Here is a 16,900-nt window from a genome sequence, read left to right as displayed (position 1 = left end):
ATCCGGCACAGTCACTCAATTTATTTTGGTAAGCGCATAACGATAGAGGTCACCGTCTGGCACGAACTCCAGACGATGGGTAATACAGGCTGGCGCATCTTCGGCGTGGTGTGAAACAAACAACAACTGCGTTTCACCTTCGCTAATCAGCACATCAACAAATCTACGGATAAGCTGGCGATTGAGTGGATCAAGCCCCTGCAATGGTTCATCAAGAATAAGCAAGGTCGGATGCTTCACCAGTGCCCGGACGATCAATGCCAGACGCTGTTGTCCCCAGGAAAGGCTATGGAAAGGGGCGTCTGCGGTGCGTTTATCAATGCCGAGAATATCCAGCCACTGTTGCACCAGTTTTTGCTGGCGATCCGAAACGGCCTGATAAATGCCAATCGAATCAAAATAGCCAGAAAGGATCACATTACGCACAGTGGTGCTGACGCGGTAATCCAGATGCAAACTACTGCTGACGTAACCGATATGCTTTTTGATATCCCAGATGGTTTCGCCGCTGCCACGACGTCGTCCGAAAAGCGTCAAATCGTTGCTGTAACCTTGCGGGTGATCGCCAGTAATCAGGCTTAATAACGTCGATTTTCCCGCGCCATTTGGCCCGATAATTTGCCAGTGTTCGCCTGGATTCACCTGCCAGCTAAGGTTATTAAGAATGGGGCGATCATTATAAGAAACCACGCCGTTGTTCAGCACAATGCGCGGTTCGCTGGCGGGTAAGGCGTGACGTGCTGAAGGTTCATCCGGCTCTGGTAGCTGCACGCCAGCAAGTTTCTCGCTGTGCGCCAGTTGTGCGACGAGTGCCTGTTGGAACAGTTCTTCTTTCGCGCCAGTTTCCGCTAACGTGCAATCCGCCAGCACACCGGCAAACTGGACAAATTCCGGGATCTCATCGAAGCGATTGAGCACCAGTACCAGAGTAATACCAGACTGATGTAACGAGGCGAGCAGTTCTGCCAGTTGCTGACGTGAGGCAACATCAAGGCCATCGAATGGTTCATCAAGAATCAGTAAATCAGGATCTGACATCAGCGCCTGACAGAGCAGGGTTTTACGCGTCTCGCCAGTGGAAAGGTATTTAAAGCGTCGGTCGAGGAGAGCGGTAATACCGAACTGCTGTGCCAGCTGCGCACAACGCTGTGCATCTTTAACGTCATCCTGAATGATCTCAGCCGTGGTACGCCCGGTGTCAGCTTCGCCAGGACTCAGCATATCGGTATTATTCCGCTGCCATTCGTCGCTGACGAGCTTTTGTAACTGCTCGAAGGAGAGACGAGTGATGCGGGAAAACTGGTTTTGCCGTTCGCCTTTCAAAAGCGAAAGTTCACCGGCCAGCGCGCGAGCCAGCGCCGACTTCCCGCTGCCATTTGAACCGACAAACGCCCAACTATCACCCGCGTTTAACGTTAGCTGAGACAATTGCAGCGTTTTTGTGTCGCTAAGACGAAACGTGCCTTGCAAAATTCGCAACGATGACATTTTATATCCCATTTTTTGCAGCGATTACTGACAGGGATACGTGTTTCATAACAAATTGTCAACACGCTTAGCACAGCGTGGCGATAATCACGCTATCGGCATTAAAGTAGGCCGTGACATTCTGCCCTTGCTCAAGAGAAGCTGCTTCATTTAACGGCACCGTAGCGCACAGGGTTTGCCCGTCGGGTAGCGCCATTAATACTTCGCACTGCTCCGCGCCGCGCTCAATATGACTAATAATGCCCGGCAATTGGTTGTCGGCGTTTTGTGCGACCGCCTTGTCCTGAGTAATACCTACCCACGGCGCTTTCAGCAGTATCAATACTTCTTTGCCTTCATCCAGACCCAGACGCGCGCCGCTTTGCGCGGTAATCGCGACTTTTAATCGTGTTTTACTATCAGCCAGTAAGACATCAACATGCTGTTGAACGTCATCATGATCGCGGGCGGTGATGGTGCCGAACCACTGGTTACGGGCGCTGGTCTGCAGTGAAAAACGTGAGATAGCTGCCAGCAGGCTGTTCAGCGGCAGGGCGTCGTCGTCACTTAATACATCAAAGGCTTTTTGCTGGATCTGCGCCAGGAGGTCATAGAGCTGAATCAGCCGCTGACCATAGCGGGTCAGGACTGCGCCGCCGCCACCTTTACCGCCTGTTGCACGCTCAACCAGAATATGCTCACTTAACTGATTCATCTCGTTAATGGCATCCCAGGCACTTTTATAGCTGATACCGGCATCTTTCGCCCCCTGGCTGATAGAACCGGAAAGGGCAATGTGTTTTAGTAGCGAAATGCGGCGTGGGTCGGCAAAGAGCTTTTGTTGAAGCTTAAGGGTGAGAAGGATTTCGGCCTGCATAACAATGTCCTGGCAAAAGTCTTATTGTGACGGAAAACGAACGCCACGCAAAGCTGACCGCACAAAAGGGGAGTGCTTTTCTGTGCTTAGCGGTTAGAATAGTGACAGGACTATATCTGGAGTTGACCATGTTAGAGTTATTAAAAAGTCTGGTATTCGCCGTAATCATGGTACCTGTCGTGATGGCCATCATCCTGGGTCTGATTTACGGTCTTGGTGAAGTATTCAACATCTTTTCTGGTGTTGGTAAAAAAGACCAGCCCGGACAAAATCATTGATTCCCTGAATGCCCGCTTAGTCGGGCATTTTCTTTTTTCTCAACTTCCTGCTTTTCCTGCCGATATTTTTTCTAGCTACCTCTCAAAGGTTAACAATAACTGCTGGGAAAATTCTGAATCAGTCGTTATATTGTTGCCTACATAACGTTACATGAAGGGGTTACCAATGGCTCGTAAATGGTTGAACTTGTTTGCCGGAGCGGCGCTCTCTTTAACTCTTGCAGGCAATGCGCTGGCAGACGAAGGGAAGATTACAGTTTTTGCGGCAGCATCACTGACCAACGCAATGCAGGACATCGCTACGCAATATAAAAAAGAGAAAGGCGTGGACGTCGTTTCTTCTTTCGCCTCGTCTTCTACCCTGGCTCGTCAGATTGAAGCGGGTGCGCCTGCGGATCTGTTTATTTCTGCCGATCAGAAATGGATGGATTATGCGGTTGATAAAAAAGCGATCGATACTGCCACGCGCCAGACATTGCTCGGCAATAGTCTGGTCGTTGTAGCACCGAAAACCAGTGCACAGAAAGATTTCACTATCGACAGTAAAACCAACTGGACTTCGCTGCTGAATGGCGGTCGCCTGGCGGTTGGCGATCCGGAACATGTCCCCGCTGGCATTTATGCGAAAGAAGCACTGCAAAAACTGGGCGCATGGGATACGCTCTCCCCGAAACTGGCTCCGGCGGAAGATGTTCGTGGGGCGCTGGCGCTGGTCGAACGTAATGAAGCTCCGCTGGGCATTGTTTACGGTTCTGACGCAGTTGCCAGCAAAGGGGTAAAAGTGGTTGCCACCTTCCCGGAAGATTCACATAAAAAAGTGGAATATCCGGTTGCTGTTGTTGAAGGGCATAACAATGCGGCAGTGAAAGCATTTTATGATTATCTGAAGGGACCGCAGGCTGCGGAAATCTTTAAACGTTACGGATTTACAACTAAGTAATGATACTGACCGATCCAGAATGGCAGGCGGTTTTACTAAGCCTGAAAGTTTCTTCCCTGGCTGTGCTGTTTAGCCTGCCGTTTGGGATCTTTTTTGCCTGGTTACTGGTGCGTTGCACGTTTCCGGGCAAAGCTCTGCTCGACAGCGTACTGCATCTACCGCTGGTGTTACCGCCCGTGGTCGTTGGTTACTTGCTGTTAGTCTCTATGGGACGGCGCGGATTTATCGGTGAACGCCTGTATGACTGGTTTGGCATTACCTTCGCCTTTAGCTGGCGCGGTGCGGTTCTCGCTGCCGCCGTCATGTCTTTTCCGCTGATGGTGCGGGCAATTCGTCTGGCGCTGGAAGGGGTTGATGTCAAACTGGAACAGGCCGCAAGAACACTGGGTGCCGGGCGCTGGCGCGTTTTCTTTACCATCACGTTACCGCTGACCTTGCCGGGAATTATTGTCGGTACGGTGCTGGCTTTCGCTCGTTCGCTCGGTGAGTTTGGTGCAACTATCACCTTTGTTTCTAACATTCCTGGTGAAACGCGAACCATTCCTTCAGCCATGTATACCCTGATCCAGACTCCTGGCGGGGAAAGCGGTGCGGCGAGACTTTGCATCATCTCTATTGCGCTGGCGATGATCTCTCTGTTGATTTCAGAATGGCTGGCCAGAATCAGCCGTGAGCGGGCGGGGCGCTAATCATGCTGGAACTGAATTTTTCCCAGACGTTGGGCAACCATTGCCTGACCATTAATGAAACGCTGCCCGCCAACGGCATCACTGCTATCTTTGGCGTCTCCGGTGCCGGAAAAACCTCGCTGATTAACGCCATCAGTGGACTGACGCGTCCGCAAAAAGGGCGGATTGTCCTCAATGGTCGGGTACTAAATGATGCCGAAAAAGGTATCTGCCTGACGCCAGAAAAGCGTCGTGTTGGATATGTGTTTCAGGATGCGCGGCTGTTTCCGCATTACAAAGTGCGTGGCAATCTGCGCTACGGCATGGCGAAAAGCATGGTCGATCAGTTCGATAAGCTGGTGGCGCTTTTAGGCATTGAACCGTTGCTTGACCGTTTACCGGGCAGCCTGTCCGGAGGCGAAAAACAGCGTGTGGCGATTGGGCGGGCTTTGCTGACAGCACCGGAATTGCTGTTGCTGGATGAACCGCTGGCGTCACTGGATATTCCGCGTAAACGCGAACTGTTGCCTTATCTGCAACGTCTGACGCGGGAAATCAACATTCCGATGTTGTATGTCAGCCATTCTCTGGATGAGATCCTCCATCTGGCAGACAGAGTGATGGTGCTGGAAAACGGTCAGGTAAAAGCCTTTGGCGCTCTGGAAGAGGTATGGGGCAGCAGCGTGATGAATCCGTGGCTGCCGAAAGAGCAACAAAGCAGCATTCTGAAAGTGTCGATACTGGAACATCACCCGCATTACGCAATGACCGCGCTGGCGCTGGGCGATCAGCATTTGTGGGTCAATAAGCTGGACGCGCCGCTGCAAGCTGCGCTACGTATCCGCATTCAGGCTTCCGATGTCTCGCTGGTTTTACAGCCTCCGCAGCAAACCAGCATTCGTAACGTGTTGCGCGCAAAAGTGGTCAATAGCTATGACGACAACGGCCAGGTTGAGGTCGAACTGGAAGTCGGTGGTAAAACGCTGTGGGCGCGTATTAGCCCGTGGGCGAGGGATGAACTGGCAATCAGACCAGGCCTGTGGCTGTACGCGCAAATTAAAAGTGTGTCGATAACCGCCTGATTAAATCAGGTGACTATAAATGAACTGAGCAATGCTGTCGGTGGTGTTATCTCCAATCACAATATTGGCGCGGGCTTTTACTGCGTCATCGGCATTGCCCATCGCCACACCCGTCCCGGCGGCTTCCAGCATACTGATATCATTAAAGTTATCGCCAAACGCAATCACATTTTCCATCGACCAGCCTTGCGCCTCAATCCATTTCGTCAGGCGTCTACCTTTGCTGTTGCCGCCGCGTGCAATATCAACCTGATCGTGCCAGGACCATTCGCACTCCAGTCCCAATTCATGTTCAACATGCTTACCAAAATGCTGCAATCGCGGCAGGTCATCGTGCGTCAGGGCGAACTTCCACACCGCCTTAACTTCTTGTGCCGTCTCGGCCAGTGAGGCAACCTGGGTAAAGGTAGGACGCTGTTCTGGTGGCAGGGTTTGCGCCCAGTTAGAAGTACGAATGACATGCCCGGTCGGGTGTTCATACACCATTGCATCATCCACATACATCAGCCCGTGAATGTGGTGTTCATTCAGCATCTCAATGAGTTGCAGGGCTTTGTTTACGGGCATTGGATCGGCTTCCAGCACGGTTTTTGCATGATAATCATACAAATAGGTGCCATTACAGCAAATAGCAGGTGTATCCAGCGCCAGCGCCTGATAAAAAGGATGAATAGCGACGTGATGGCGACCTGTGACGATGATTAATTGATAGCCTGCTTCGCGAGCGCGGGCCAGGGCTTCTATCGATGAAGGAAGCAAGGTCTTTTTCGGGGTCAATAAGGTGCCGTCTAAGTCGAGAGCAATCACGCGTGTGGTCATGGCGTATTCCAGATTAAGGTTAAGAATTTTCGTCTGAGCGAATGGTACACCGATACCACTATCGGACAAAATTCTGCGCTTTAATTCAGCATTCACCGCCAAAAGCGACTAATTTTAGCTGTTACAGTCAGTTGCTAAATGCAAAGGAGCATTCATGAAGCAAACAGTTTATATCGCCAGCCCTGAGAGCCAGCAAATTCACGTCTGGAACCTGAATCATGAAGGCGTACTGACGCTGACGCAGGTTGTTGATGTGCCGGGGCAGGTGCAGCCGATGGTGGTCAGCCCGGACAAACGTTATCTCTACGTTGGCGTTCGCCCTGAGTTTCGCGTCCTGGCGTATCGTATCGCCCCGGACGATGGTGCACTGACATTCGCCGCAGAGTCGGCGCTGCCGGGTAGCCCGACGCATATTTCTACCGATCACCAGGGGCAGTTTGTCTTTGTAGGTTCTTACAATGCGGGTAACGTGAGCGTAACGCGACTGGAAGATGGTCTGCCAGTGGGCGTCGTCGATGTGGTCGAGGGGCTGGACGGCTGCCATTCCGCCAATATCTCACCGGATAACCGCACGCTGTGGGTTCCGGCATTAAAGCAGGATCGCATCTGCCTGTTTACGCTCAGCGATGATGGTCATCTGGTGGCGCAGGACCCGGCGGAAGTGACAACCGTTGAAGGCGCCGGCCCGCGTCATATGGTGTTCCATCCAAACGAACAATATGCGTATTGCGTCAATGAGTTAAACAGTTCAGTGGATGTCTGGGAACTGAAAGATCCGCACGGCAATATCGAATGTGTCCAGACGCTGGATATGATGCCGGAAAACTTCTCCGACACCCGTTGGGCGGCTGATATTCATATCACCCCGGATGGTCGTCATTTATACGCTTGTGACCGTACCGCCAGTCTGATTACCGTTTTCAGCGTTTCGGAAGATGGCAGCGTGTTGAGCAAAGAAGGTTTCCAGCCAACGGAAACCCAGCCGCGCGGCTTTAACGTTGATCACAGTGGCAAGTATCTGATTGCCGCCGGGCAAAAATCTCACCACATCTCAGTTTACGAAATTGTCGGCGAGCAGGGGCTACTGCATGAAAAAGGTCGCTATGCGGTCGGGCAGGGGCCGATGTGGGTGGTGGTGAACGCACACTAACCGTTGAGTTACCCGGCGCAGTATTTCCTGCGCCGGGGTATTACCCCATCTCCTGTAACGCATGTCTCTGGCGTTCGACGATATTGGTCCATAAATTGTCTTTATCATCAGTCCACAAATTAATCAGCAAGGCAAAAAAGCGTTCTGCTGCCGGAGAAAGCACGGCATCTTTGCGACGAATAATCCCCAATGTCCGACGTATAACGGGTTCCACCAGCGGGATACCAATAATAGAAGAATAGGGCGCATGAGGCATTGCCAGGCCAGGAAGCGCCGAAATCCCCAGTCCTGCTTCCACCAGTCCTAATGACGTCGAAAGATGACGCACTTCGTAAAACCAGTCCAGCTTCCAGGGTTTGTCGGACAATTTTTGCTCAATCAGCAGTCGGTTGCCGCTGGAGGAGCGCACGCCAATCATTTTGTAACCTACCAGTTCCTGCCATTCCACCAGCTGCTTTTTGGCTAATGGGTGGTCACGCCGACAGGCCAGCACAAACGGCTCGTTGACCAGTGGCGTAAAATCGATGGATGAATTTGTGATGTTGTTCATGTTTATGCCAAAGTCCGATTCGTTGCACAGCACCGATTCCATGCAATTATTCGTGCCTTGTTCCAGAATTCGCACTTTAATATTGGGATATAACTCATTAAATTTGCCAATTGCCAACGGCAAGAAATAAAACACAGCGGTAGGAATACACGCTAATGTCACCATACCACGATGATAAATATTCATATCGCGAATATTAAACAGTGTTTCATCGAATTTCTTTATTAATTCCCGCGCATCAGGAAGCAACATTCTCCCCGCTTTTGTTAAAGTAACCTTGCGAGTTGTACGCTCAAAGAGTTGAATATGTAAATCCTCTTCCATCTTTTTTATTCTGCGCGTTAATGCAGGTTGCGTAATATTAAGTAATTTAGCAGCATTGTTAAATGAACTGGACTCTGCCAGCGTGACAAATGCTTTCATACTTGATAACTCATGCTTCATTATTACTCCGGAAAATGGAAGCGGTGCTTTTTAGTGATTTGCAGTTAAACCAGTTTAACTGCCTTTTAATCACTTAAATTAATGAAAAAATGTTATTAATCGTGAAGCTAAAGTCATTAGAGATGCTTTGCCCTTAATGTAACCATATCGCAATAAGTTATGTTTTTAAATTGAGGGCATTATTATGAAAAAAATACCCTGCGTGATGATGCGAGGTGGAACCTCGAGGGGCGCGTTCCTGTTAGCGGAACATTTACCCGAAGATCAAACGCAGCGCGATAAAATATTGATGGCAATTATGGGTTCCGGTAATGATCTGGAAATTGACGGTATCGGCGGCGGTAATCCGCTGACCAGTAAAGTCGCCATTATTAGCCGTTCCAGCGATCCGCGTGCTGATGTCGATTATTTGTTTGCGCAGGTAATCGTCCATGAGCAACGTGTCGATACCACACCTAACTGCGGCAATATGTTGTCTGGTGTTGGGGCATTCGCCATTGAAAATGGTTTGATTGCAGCGACATCACCGGTCACCCGCGTGCGTATCCGTAACGTCAATACAGGCACGTTCATCGAAGCCGATGTTCAAACGCCAAACGGTGTCGTCGAGTATGAGGGTAGCGCCAGAATTGATGGTGTACCAGGGACAGCCGCGCCGGTCGCGCTCACTTTTCTGAATGCAGCAGGAACGAAAACCGGAAAAGTCTTCCCGACAGATAAACAAATTGATTATTTTGACGATGTCCCGGTGACTTGTATCGATATGGCGATGCCAGTCGTTATTATTCCAGCTGAATATCTGGGAAAAACAGGCTATGAATTACCAGCGGAACTGGATGCCGACAAAGCATTATTAGCCCGCATTGAATCTATCCGTCTACAAGCGGGTAAAGCAATGGGCTTAGGCGATGTCAGTAATATGGTTATCCCTAAACCTGTACTTATTTCTCCAGCACAGAAAGGTGGGGCAATTAATGTGCGTTATTTTATGCCGCATTCTTGCCATCGCGCGCTGGCGATAACTGGTGCTATTGCCATTTCCAGTAGCTGTGCGCTGGAAGGCACCGTCACCCGACAAATCGTCCCTTCTGTAGGATACGGCAATATCAATATTGAACACCCCAGTGGTGCGCTTGACGTTCATTTAAGCAATGAAGGTCAGGATGCCACGACGTTACGTGCATCTGTTATTCGGACGACCAGAAAAATATTTTCCGGTGAAGTTTATCTTCCCTGAAAAAATTCGTTGTCAGGATAAGGACAATCAATAAAGGACTTCTGTATGAGTCATACAGAAAGAACAGGATTTTAAATGAATAAGAAATCGTTATGGAAGCTAATTCTGATATTAGCGATCCCATGTATTATTGGCTTTATGCCTGCTCCGGCAGGATTAAGCGAACTGGCGTGGGTACTGTTTGGTATCTACCTGGCGGCAATTGTGGGTCTGGTTATTAAGCCATTCCCGGAACCTGTCGTACTGTTAATTGCGGTTGCCGCTTCAATGGTCGTCGTGGGTAACTTATCCGATGGTGCGTTTAAAACCACCGCCGTATTAAGCGGTTACTCTTCCGGTACAACCTGGCTGGTGTTCTCGGCGTTCACCTTAAGCGCCGCGTTTGTTACCACCGGCTTAGGCAAACGTATCGCCTATCTGCTGATTGGTAAAATTGGTAGCACCACCTTGGGTCTGGGTTACGTTACCGTATTCCTCGACCTGGTACTGGCTCCGGCAACACCGTCTAACACCGCGCGTGCGGGCGGCATTGTGTTACCGATCATCAACAGCGTGGCGGTGGCTTTGGGGTCAGAACCGGAAAAAAGCCCGCGTCGTGTTGGACATTACCTGATGATGTCCATTTACATGGTCACCAAAACCACCAGCTATATGTTCTTTACCGCAATGGCGGGGAACATTCTGGCGCTGAAAATGATCAACGACATTCTGCATCTGCAAATTAGCTGGGGTGGATGGGCGTTGGCCGCTGGTTTGCCTGGCATCATTATGCTGCTGGTCACTCCGCTGGTGATTTACACCATGTATCCGCCAGAAATTAAGAAGGTGGATAACAAAACTATCGCTAAAGCGGGTCTTGCCGAACTGGGGCCGATGAAAATTCGCGAAAAAATGCTGCTCGGTGTCTTTGTGCTGGCGCTGCTGGGCTGGATTTTCAGTAAGTCTCTGGGGGTTGATGAATCCACTGTGGCAATCGTTGTTATGGCAACCATGCTGCTGTTGGGTATTGTGACCTGGGAAGATGTGGTTAAAAATAAAGGCGGCTGGAATACCTTAATCTGGTACGGCGGTATTATCGGTTTAAGCTCCTTATTATCGAAAGTTAAATTCTTCGAATGGTTAGCTGAAGTCTTTAAAAATAACCTGGCATTTGATGGTCACGGTAACGTTGCTTTCTTCGTTATTATTTTCCTCAGCATCATCGTGCGTTATTTCTTCGCTTCTGGTAGCGCCTATATCGTTGCTATGTTGCCGGTATTTGCCATGCTGGCGAACGTCTCCGGCGCACCGTTAATGTTAACTGCGCTGGCGCTGCTGTTCTCCAACTCCTACGGCGGCATGGTCACTCACTATGGCGGCGCGGCTGGTCCGGTTATCTTCGGTGTTGGCTATAACGACATTAAGTCCTGGTGGCTGGTCGGTGCGGTTCTGACGATATTAACCTTCCTGGTGCATATCACCCTCGGCGTGTGGTGGTGGAATATGCTGATCGGCTGGAACATGCTGTAAATATACTCGTCATACTTCAAGTTGCATGTGCTGCGTCTGCGTTCGCTCACCCCAGTCACTTACTTATGTAAGCTCCTGGGGATTCACTCGCTTGTCGCCTTCCTGCAACTCGAATTATTTAGAGTATATCCATTTATTATCTTTCTGCGCACTTTACGGTGCGCAGATATCTGGAGCATTTGATGATCAAGTTATCTGAAAAAGGCGTGTTTCTCGCCAGTAATAACGAAATAATTACCGAAGAACATTTCACCGGCGAAATTAATAAAGAAGAAGCAAAAAAAGGCACTATTGCCTGGTCTATTCTCTCTTCTCATAATACATCCGGAAATATGGACAAACTTAAAATTAAGTTTGATTCATTAGCCTCTCACGATATTACCTTTGTTGGTATTGTACAGACCGCTAAAGCGTCCGGTATGGAACGTTTTCCGCTACCGTATGTGCTGACCAACTGCCATAACTCACTGTGCGCAGTTGGCGGCACCATTAACGGTGATGACCATGTTTTTGGTTTATCGGCAGCGCAGCGTTATGGCGGTATTTTTGTGCCTCCGCATATTGCTGTAATCCATCAATATATGCGTGAAATGATGGCAGGCGGCGGCAAAATGATCCTCGGTTCAGACAGCCACACCCGTTACGGTGCATTAGGGACAATGGCGGTCGGTGAGGGCGGCGGCGAGCTGGTAAAACAACTGCTTAATGATACCTGGGATATCGACTATCCGGGCGTTGTTGCGGTGCATTTGACCGGAAAACCAGCACCTTATGTGGGACCGCAAGATGTGGCGCTGGCGATCATCGGCGCGGTGTTCAAAAACGGCTACGTCAAAAATAAAGTGATGGAGTTCGTGGGGCCGGGTGTTGCTGCGCTCTCTACCGATTTCCGCAACAGCGTTGACGTGATGACCACTGAAACCACCTGTTTAAGTTCCGTCTGGCAAACCGATGAAGAAGTCCATAACTGGCTGGCCCTGCACGGTCGCGGCCAGGATTACTGCCAGCTTAACCCTCAACCGATGGCGTACTACGATGGCTGCATCAGCGTTGATTTAAGCGCCATCAAACCAATGATTGCGCTGCCGTTCCACCCAAGCAACGTGTATGAAATCGACACGCTGAACCAGAACCTGACCGATATTCTGCGTGAGATTGAAATTGAGTCCGAGCGCGTGGCGCACGGTAAAGCCAGACTCTCGCTGCTGGATAAAGTGGAAAATGGACGCCTGAAAGTACAACAGGGGATTATCGCAGGCTGTTCTGGCGGTAACTATGAAAACGTTATCGCCGCAGCAAATGCGCTGCGCGGTCAATCCTGTGGCAATGATACCTTCTCGCTGGCGGTTTACCCGTCATCGCAGCCGGTGTTTATGGATTTAGCCAAAAAAGGCGTGGTAGCAGATTTGATTGGCGCAGGCGCAATCATCAGAACCGCGTTCTGCGGCCCATGCTTTGGGGCGGGTGATACGCCAATCAACAACGGTTTGAGTATTCGCCACACCACGCGTAACTTCCCGAACCGCGAAGGCTCTAAGCCAGCTAATGGGCAGATGTCAGCGGTTGCATTAATGGACGCCCGTTCTATCGCTGCGACTGCGGCAAACGGTGGCTATTTAACCTCTGCCAGCGAACTTGATTGCTGGGACAACGTGCCGGAGTACGCCTTCGATGTAACGCCGTATAAAAACCGTGTTTATCAGGGCTTTGTGAAAGGGGCAACCCAGCAACCGTTGATCTATGGACCGAACATCAAAGACTGGCCGGAATTGGGTGCGCTGACTGACAATATCGTCCTCAAAGTGTGCTCGAAGATCCTCGACGAAGTGACTACCACTGACGAATTGATTCCTTCCGGTGAAACCTCTTCATATCGTTCAAATCCGATTGGTCTGGCGGAGTTTACCCTGTCACGCCGCGATCCAGGCTATGTTGGCAGAAGTAAAGCCACTGCTGAGCTGGAAAATCAACGTCTGGCGGGGAATGTCAGCGAGCTGGAATCCGTATTTGCCCGTATTAAACAGATTGCTGGTCAGGAACATATTGATCCGCTGCAAACTGAAATTGGCAGCATGGTTTATGCGGTCAAACCAGGTGATGGTTCTGCGCGTGAACAGGCGGCGAGCTGCCAGCGTGTGATTGGCGGTCTGGCGAATATTGCCGAGGAATACGCGACTAAACGTTACCGTTCTAATGTCATCAACTGGGGGATGTTACCGCTGCAAATGGCAGAAGTGCCGAACTTTGAAGTGGGGGATTACATTTATATTCCTGGCATTAAAGCGGCGCTGGATAATCCAGGTACGACCTTCAAAGGTTATGTGATCCATGAAGATGCGCCGGTTACGGAAATTACGCTGTATATGGAAAATCTGACTGCGGAAGAGCGCGAGATTATCAAGGCGGGTAGTTTGATTAACTTCAATAAAAACCGTCAGATTTAAAAAGCGCCATGTGAATGTTGGTCGCATCCGGCACATTTGTCGGATGCGATGCTGGCGCATCTTATCCGACCTACGAATCGCATCGACCCGTAGGCCGGATAAGGCGTTTACGCCGCATCCGGCAAATAGTTAACAACGCTTATTTCTTTGCTTCTGCAACCACTTTGCTACCCACGCCACGGTTATTGTATTCCCACATGCGGTTGTAGTTAGTGTCATTCAGATTGCGCTGTACTTCGTCGTTATCATCAACGCTGCCGGTATTACCCGCAAATGGACGATTAGAAATCACCGCGTCGGCCCACGGTTTAGCCGTGTTAAAGCCTTCGTTGATGGCGCTATCACGGATCACTACCTGACCGTTGGTATTGGCATCAACATCCAGCGAGCGGCCCAGCTGTGCGACGCCATCACCGGAGGCATTGAAACGGCTATTTACGGCAAGGAAACCGTAGTAAATATTGGACAGCGTAGCCGGTGCGAACACATACGCTTCTTGCTGAGTACGTGAGTTCACCACGCGGAATTCGGTATTATCGAACACCACTGCACCACGGCCGGAAACGATATCCACATCCCCTTCGATGTAGCTATTAGTTACCAGAGTACGCGGCTGACGATTCGTTTCCAGACGGTTTTGCACACCGCTGTTGGTGACAAAGAAGGTATTCTGACGACCAAGAATGTTAACGTTGTTGATCTGTACTTTGTCGCCATCAGTACGCAACGCCACCGCCGGATGGTTACCCGCATCTACGCTATCGCCCAGAGTGTTTTCGATGGTCAGGTTTTGCAGTTGCAGGCCATTGTTTTGTGACCAGAAGACCGCAGAACAGAGAACGCCGATGCTGTTGCTGCGTTTGCTCTGGCAACTATCGTACATATACCACGCTGGTTTACCGGGCATATATTTGCCGCGTGGGTTAACGTCATGACGCCAGTCAGCAGGGCTCATGCCACCATCAAGGGAAAGTCCAATTTTCACATCAATCGGTTTTTCGCCCATGCCGTAGACAGTGATTCCGCCCGGTGCCGCAGGGACATAAACCGTACCTTCATACTCACCTGGCATCACGGCAATATACTGGCGCTTATTAGTACGCTTGATAATTGCCGCATCTACCGCCGCCTGAATCGTGGTATGCGTTACACCTTGAGTACCCGCCGGGCCGACAACAAAGTCAGGTTGCGCAGGCAGGGTAATCGGGGAAGGATTCCATGCTGCAGCACCTGGTGTCAGGGACGCAAAATAGTGTTGAGCATCGAAATTCTGCGCTTCTTTTGCCGACAGAATCGGGCGAGAAGAGGTACCAGGCGCGGTTTGATCAGAAGGACGTTGATCGGGCGGTGTTGAGCTACAGGCGGTCAGCGTCACGCCAAAAGCCAGTGCCAGCGCCAGACGGGAAACTGAAAATGTGTTCACAGGTTGCTCCGGGCTTTGAAATGGAAAAATGAATCCGTTGAAGCCTGCTTTTTTATACTAACTTTAGCGAAACGGGAAGGTAAAAAGACAAAAAGTTGTTTTTAATACCTTTAAGTGATGTCAGATGGCCTTGCACCATCTGACAGAACATTTAACTGAACATCGCGGTAATTGATGCGCTGGCGAGAGAGTGGAAATGAACGTTAAAACCGACCATCGCGCCGCTGGCTCCTTCATCGACATCAATACGTTCTACATCCAGCGCGTGAACAGTAAAAATGTAGCGATGAGTTTCGCCTTTCGGCGGCGCTGCGCCATCGTACCCGGTTTTACCAAAATCGGTGCGTGTCTGGAGCACGCCATCAGGGATTGCTACCAGACCAGAGCCAAATCCTTGCGGCAATACACGGGTATCGGCAGGCAAGTTAACAACTACCCAGTGCCACCAGCCGGAGCCGGTTGGCGCATCCGGGTCGTAGCAGGTGACAACAAAACTTTTCGTTCCCGCAGGAACATCATCCCACGCCAGATGTGGCGAAATATTATCGCCATCGTAACCCATGCCGTTAAAGACATGACGATGCGGCAGCTTATCGCCATCGCGCAGATCGTTACTGATGAGTTTCATGAACCCTCCTTTCTTGTTTGCAGAAAGTGTAGCCAGAAACCCTCACGCTGACTTCCCGTTATTGGCAAAAAAATGTTTCATCCAGTACGGCGCGATTTACCGCTGCGGTCAGGCGCTGCAACTGTTCCGGGCGAATAATATAGGGCGGCATCAGGTAAATCAGCTTGCCAAAAGGCCGTATCCACACACCCTGCTCGACAAAGAATTTTTGCAGTGCTGCCATATTCACCGGACGAGTGGTTTCGACTACGCCAATTGCCCCCAGTACGCGCACATCGGCAACCAGTTCGGCGTCACGGGCTGGGGTCAGTTGCTCGCGTAGTTGCGCTTCAATCTTTGCCACCTGCTGCTGCCATTCGCCAGATTCGATAATCGCCAGGCTGGCGTTCGCTGCCGCGCAGGCCAGCGGATTGCCCATAAAAGTTGGCCCGTGCATAAAGCAGCCGGCTTCGCCGTTACTGATGGTTTCTGCAACCTCGCGCGTGGTGATCGTGGCGGAAAGGGTCATCGTGCCGCCGGTTAAGGCTTTACCGAGGCACAAAATGTCCGGCGCGATTTCTGCATGTTCACAGGCAAACAGTTTGCCGGTTCGACCAAATCCGGTGGCGATTTCGTCAGCAATCAGCAAGATACCTTCACGATCGCACATTTTGCGGATTCGTTTTAACCATTCCGGATGGTAGATGCGCATCCCGCCTGCGCCCTGGACAATCGGCTCAATAATCACCGCAGCGATTTCATGACGATGCGCCGCCATCAGGCGCGCAAAGCCCACCATATCGCGCTCATCCCATTCGCCGTCCATGCGGCTTTGCGGGGCTGGAGCAAACAAGTTTTCTGGCAGATAGCCTTTCCACAGGCTGTGCATTGAGTTGTCCGGATCGCACACCGACATCGCGCCAAAGGTATCGCCATGATAACCATTGCGGAAGGTCAGAAAACGCTGGCGCGCTTCGCCTTTGGCTTGCCAGTACTGCAACGCCATTTTCATCGCCACTTCCACCGCTACGGAACCGGAGTCCGCGAGAAAAACGCACTCCAGCGGTTGCGGCGTCATCGCCACCAGTTTGCGGCACAGCTCAATGGCTGGCGCATGAGTGATACCGCCAAACATCACATGCGACATGGCATCAATTTGCGTCTTCATCGCCGCATTAAGCTGCGGGTGATTGTAGCCGTGGATCGCCGCCCACCAGGACGACATACCGTCAACCAGGCGTCTGCCGTCAGACAAAATTAGCTCGCAACCTTCCGCGCTCGCCACCGGATAAACCGGCAGAGGGGAGGTCATGGATGTGTATGGGTGCCAGATATGGCGTTGGTCAAAGGCAAGATCGTCCGTTGTCATAATCGACTTGTAAACCAAATTAAAAAGATTTAGGTT

General features: G+C 50.7%; 15 protein-coding genes. 8 read left to right on the top strand and 7 right to left on the bottom strand.

Annotated features, from left to right (window positions below; all coding sequences use genetic code 11):
- Positions 1 to 15: 15 nt before the first annotated feature.
- Positions 16 to 1,488 (bottom strand): molybdate ABC transporter ATP-binding protein ModF, encoded by a 1,473-nt coding sequence (gene modF, locus LG381_RS19310; protein WP_225762795.1) that lies wholly within the window; start codon positions 1,486 to 1,488, stop codon positions 16 to 18.
- Between the two features lie 67 nt (positions 1,489 to 1,555).
- The gene (gene modE / locus LG381_RS19305; protein ID WP_225762794.1) at positions 1,556 to 2,344 is read right to left on the bottom strand and encodes a molybdenum-dependent transcriptional regulator; all 789 of its coding nucleotides are present in this window, start codon (positions 2,342 to 2,344) and stop codon (positions 1,556 to 1,558) included.
- A gap of 128 nt (positions 2,345 to 2,472) precedes the next feature.
- Here modE and acrZ point away from each other — a divergent pair, with 128 nt between their 5' ends.
- From acrZ to modC, 4 genes are all read left to right on the top strand, one after another.
- Positions 2,473 to 2,622, top strand: coding sequence for a multidrug efflux pump accessory protein AcrZ (gene acrZ / locus LG381_RS19300; RefSeq protein ID WP_000891515.1), 150 nt, complete (start codon positions 2,473 to 2,475; stop codon positions 2,620 to 2,622).
- Positions 2,623 to 2,788: 166 nt separating this feature from the next.
- Positions 2,789 to 3,562, top strand: coding sequence for a molybdate ABC transporter substrate-binding protein (gene modA, locus LG381_RS19295; RefSeq protein ID WP_000113010.1), 774 nt, complete (start codon positions 2,789 to 2,791; stop codon positions 3,560 to 3,562).
- On the top strand, positions 3,562 to 4,251 hold the full coding sequence (modB, locus tag LG381_RS19290; protein WP_000604034.1) for a molybdate ABC transporter permease subunit: 690 nt from the start codon (positions 3,562 to 3,564) through the stop codon (positions 4,249 to 4,251). Before modA ends, modB begins: the two co-directional genes overlap by 1 nt.
- Before the next feature lie 2 nt (positions 4,252 to 4,253).
- Positions 4,254 to 5,312 carry a molybdenum ABC transporter ATP-binding protein ModC gene (gene modC, locus LG381_RS19285; protein ID WP_032224988.1) on the top strand — a complete coding sequence of 353 codons (1,059 nt, stop codon included), beginning with the start codon at positions 4,254 to 4,256 and terminating at the stop codon, positions 5,310 to 5,312.
- On the opposite strand, the gene ybhA is transcribed toward modC, so the two are convergent.
- Positions 5,313 to 6,131 (bottom strand): bifunctional pyridoxal phosphate/fructose-1,6-bisphosphate phosphatase, encoded by an 819-nt coding sequence (ybhA, locus tag LG381_RS19280; RefSeq protein WP_010347396.1) that lies wholly within the window; start codon positions 6,129 to 6,131, stop codon positions 5,313 to 5,315. It lies immediately after the preceding gene.
- A 154-nt stretch (positions 6,132 to 6,285) separates the two neighbouring features.
- Here ybhA and pgl point away from each other — a divergent pair, with 154 nt between their 5' ends.
- Positions 6,286 to 7,281: a 6-phosphogluconolactonase gene (pgl, locus tag LG381_RS19275; protein WP_225762793.1), complete on the top strand. Its 996-nt coding sequence runs from the start codon at positions 6,286 to 6,288 to the stop codon at positions 7,279 to 7,281.
- Positions 7,282 to 7,321: 40 nt separating this feature from the next.
- On the opposite strand, the gene LG381_RS19270 is transcribed toward pgl, so the two are convergent.
- On the bottom strand, positions 7,322 to 8,275 hold the full coding sequence (locus tag LG381_RS19270) for a LysR family transcriptional regulator (protein WP_225762792.1): 954 nt from the start codon (positions 8,273 to 8,275) through the stop codon (positions 7,322 to 7,324).
- Between the two features lie 184 nt (positions 8,276 to 8,459).
- Between LG381_RS19270 and LG381_RS19265 the strand changes: the two genes are divergently transcribed.
- The 3 genes from LG381_RS19265 to LG381_RS19255 all read left to right on the top strand — a co-directional run bounded on the left by LG381_RS19265 (position 8,460) and on the right by LG381_RS19255 (position 13,465).
- Entirely contained in the window at positions 8,460 to 9,512 is a 1,053-nt protein-coding gene (locus LG381_RS19265; RefSeq protein ID WP_225762791.1) for a 4-oxalomesaconate tautomerase, read from the top strand.
- Positions 9,513 to 9,587: 75 nt separating this feature from the next.
- Positions 9,588 to 11,021, top strand: a complete 1,434-nt coding sequence (locus LG381_RS19260) for an anion permease (RefSeq protein ID WP_001036486.1) — start codon at positions 9,588 to 9,590, stop codon at positions 11,019 to 11,021.
- A gap of 182 nt (positions 11,022 to 11,203) precedes the next feature.
- Positions 11,204 to 13,465 carry a hydratase gene (locus tag LG381_RS19255; protein WP_225762790.1) on the top strand — a complete coding sequence of 754 codons (2,262 nt, stop codon included), beginning with the start codon at positions 11,204 to 11,206 and terminating at the stop codon, positions 13,463 to 13,465.
- Between the two features lie 139 nt (positions 13,466 to 13,604).
- Here the strand turns inward: LG381_RS19255 and LG381_RS19250 are convergent, their stop codons facing one another.
- From LG381_RS19250 to bioA, 3 genes are all read right to left on the bottom strand, one after another.
- Entirely contained in the window at positions 13,605 to 14,888 is a 1,284-nt protein-coding gene (locus LG381_RS19250) for a putative acyl-CoA thioester hydrolase (RefSeq protein ID WP_001091551.1), read from the bottom strand.
- 151 nt (positions 14,889 to 15,039) lie between these two features.
- On the bottom strand, positions 15,040 to 15,516 hold the full coding sequence (locus tag LG381_RS19245; RefSeq protein WP_000767387.1) for a kinase inhibitor: 477 nt from the start codon (positions 15,514 to 15,516) through the stop codon (positions 15,040 to 15,042).
- A 58-nt stretch (positions 15,517 to 15,574) separates the two neighbouring features.
- A complete protein-coding gene (gene bioA, locus LG381_RS19240; RefSeq protein ID WP_225762789.1) occupies positions 15,575 to 16,864 on the bottom strand; it encodes an adenosylmethionine--8-amino-7-oxononanoate transaminase in 1,290 nt (429 codons plus the stop codon).
- Positions 16,865 to 16,900: the final 36 nt, after the last annotated feature.

The organism is Escherichia sp. Marseille-Q3837, assembly GCF_916618735.1.
Classification (GTDB): domain Bacteria; phylum Pseudomonadota; class Gammaproteobacteria; order Enterobacterales; family Enterobacteriaceae; genus Escherichia; species Escherichia ruysiae.
This window is presented reverse-complemented; position numbering and strand designations above follow the sequence as displayed.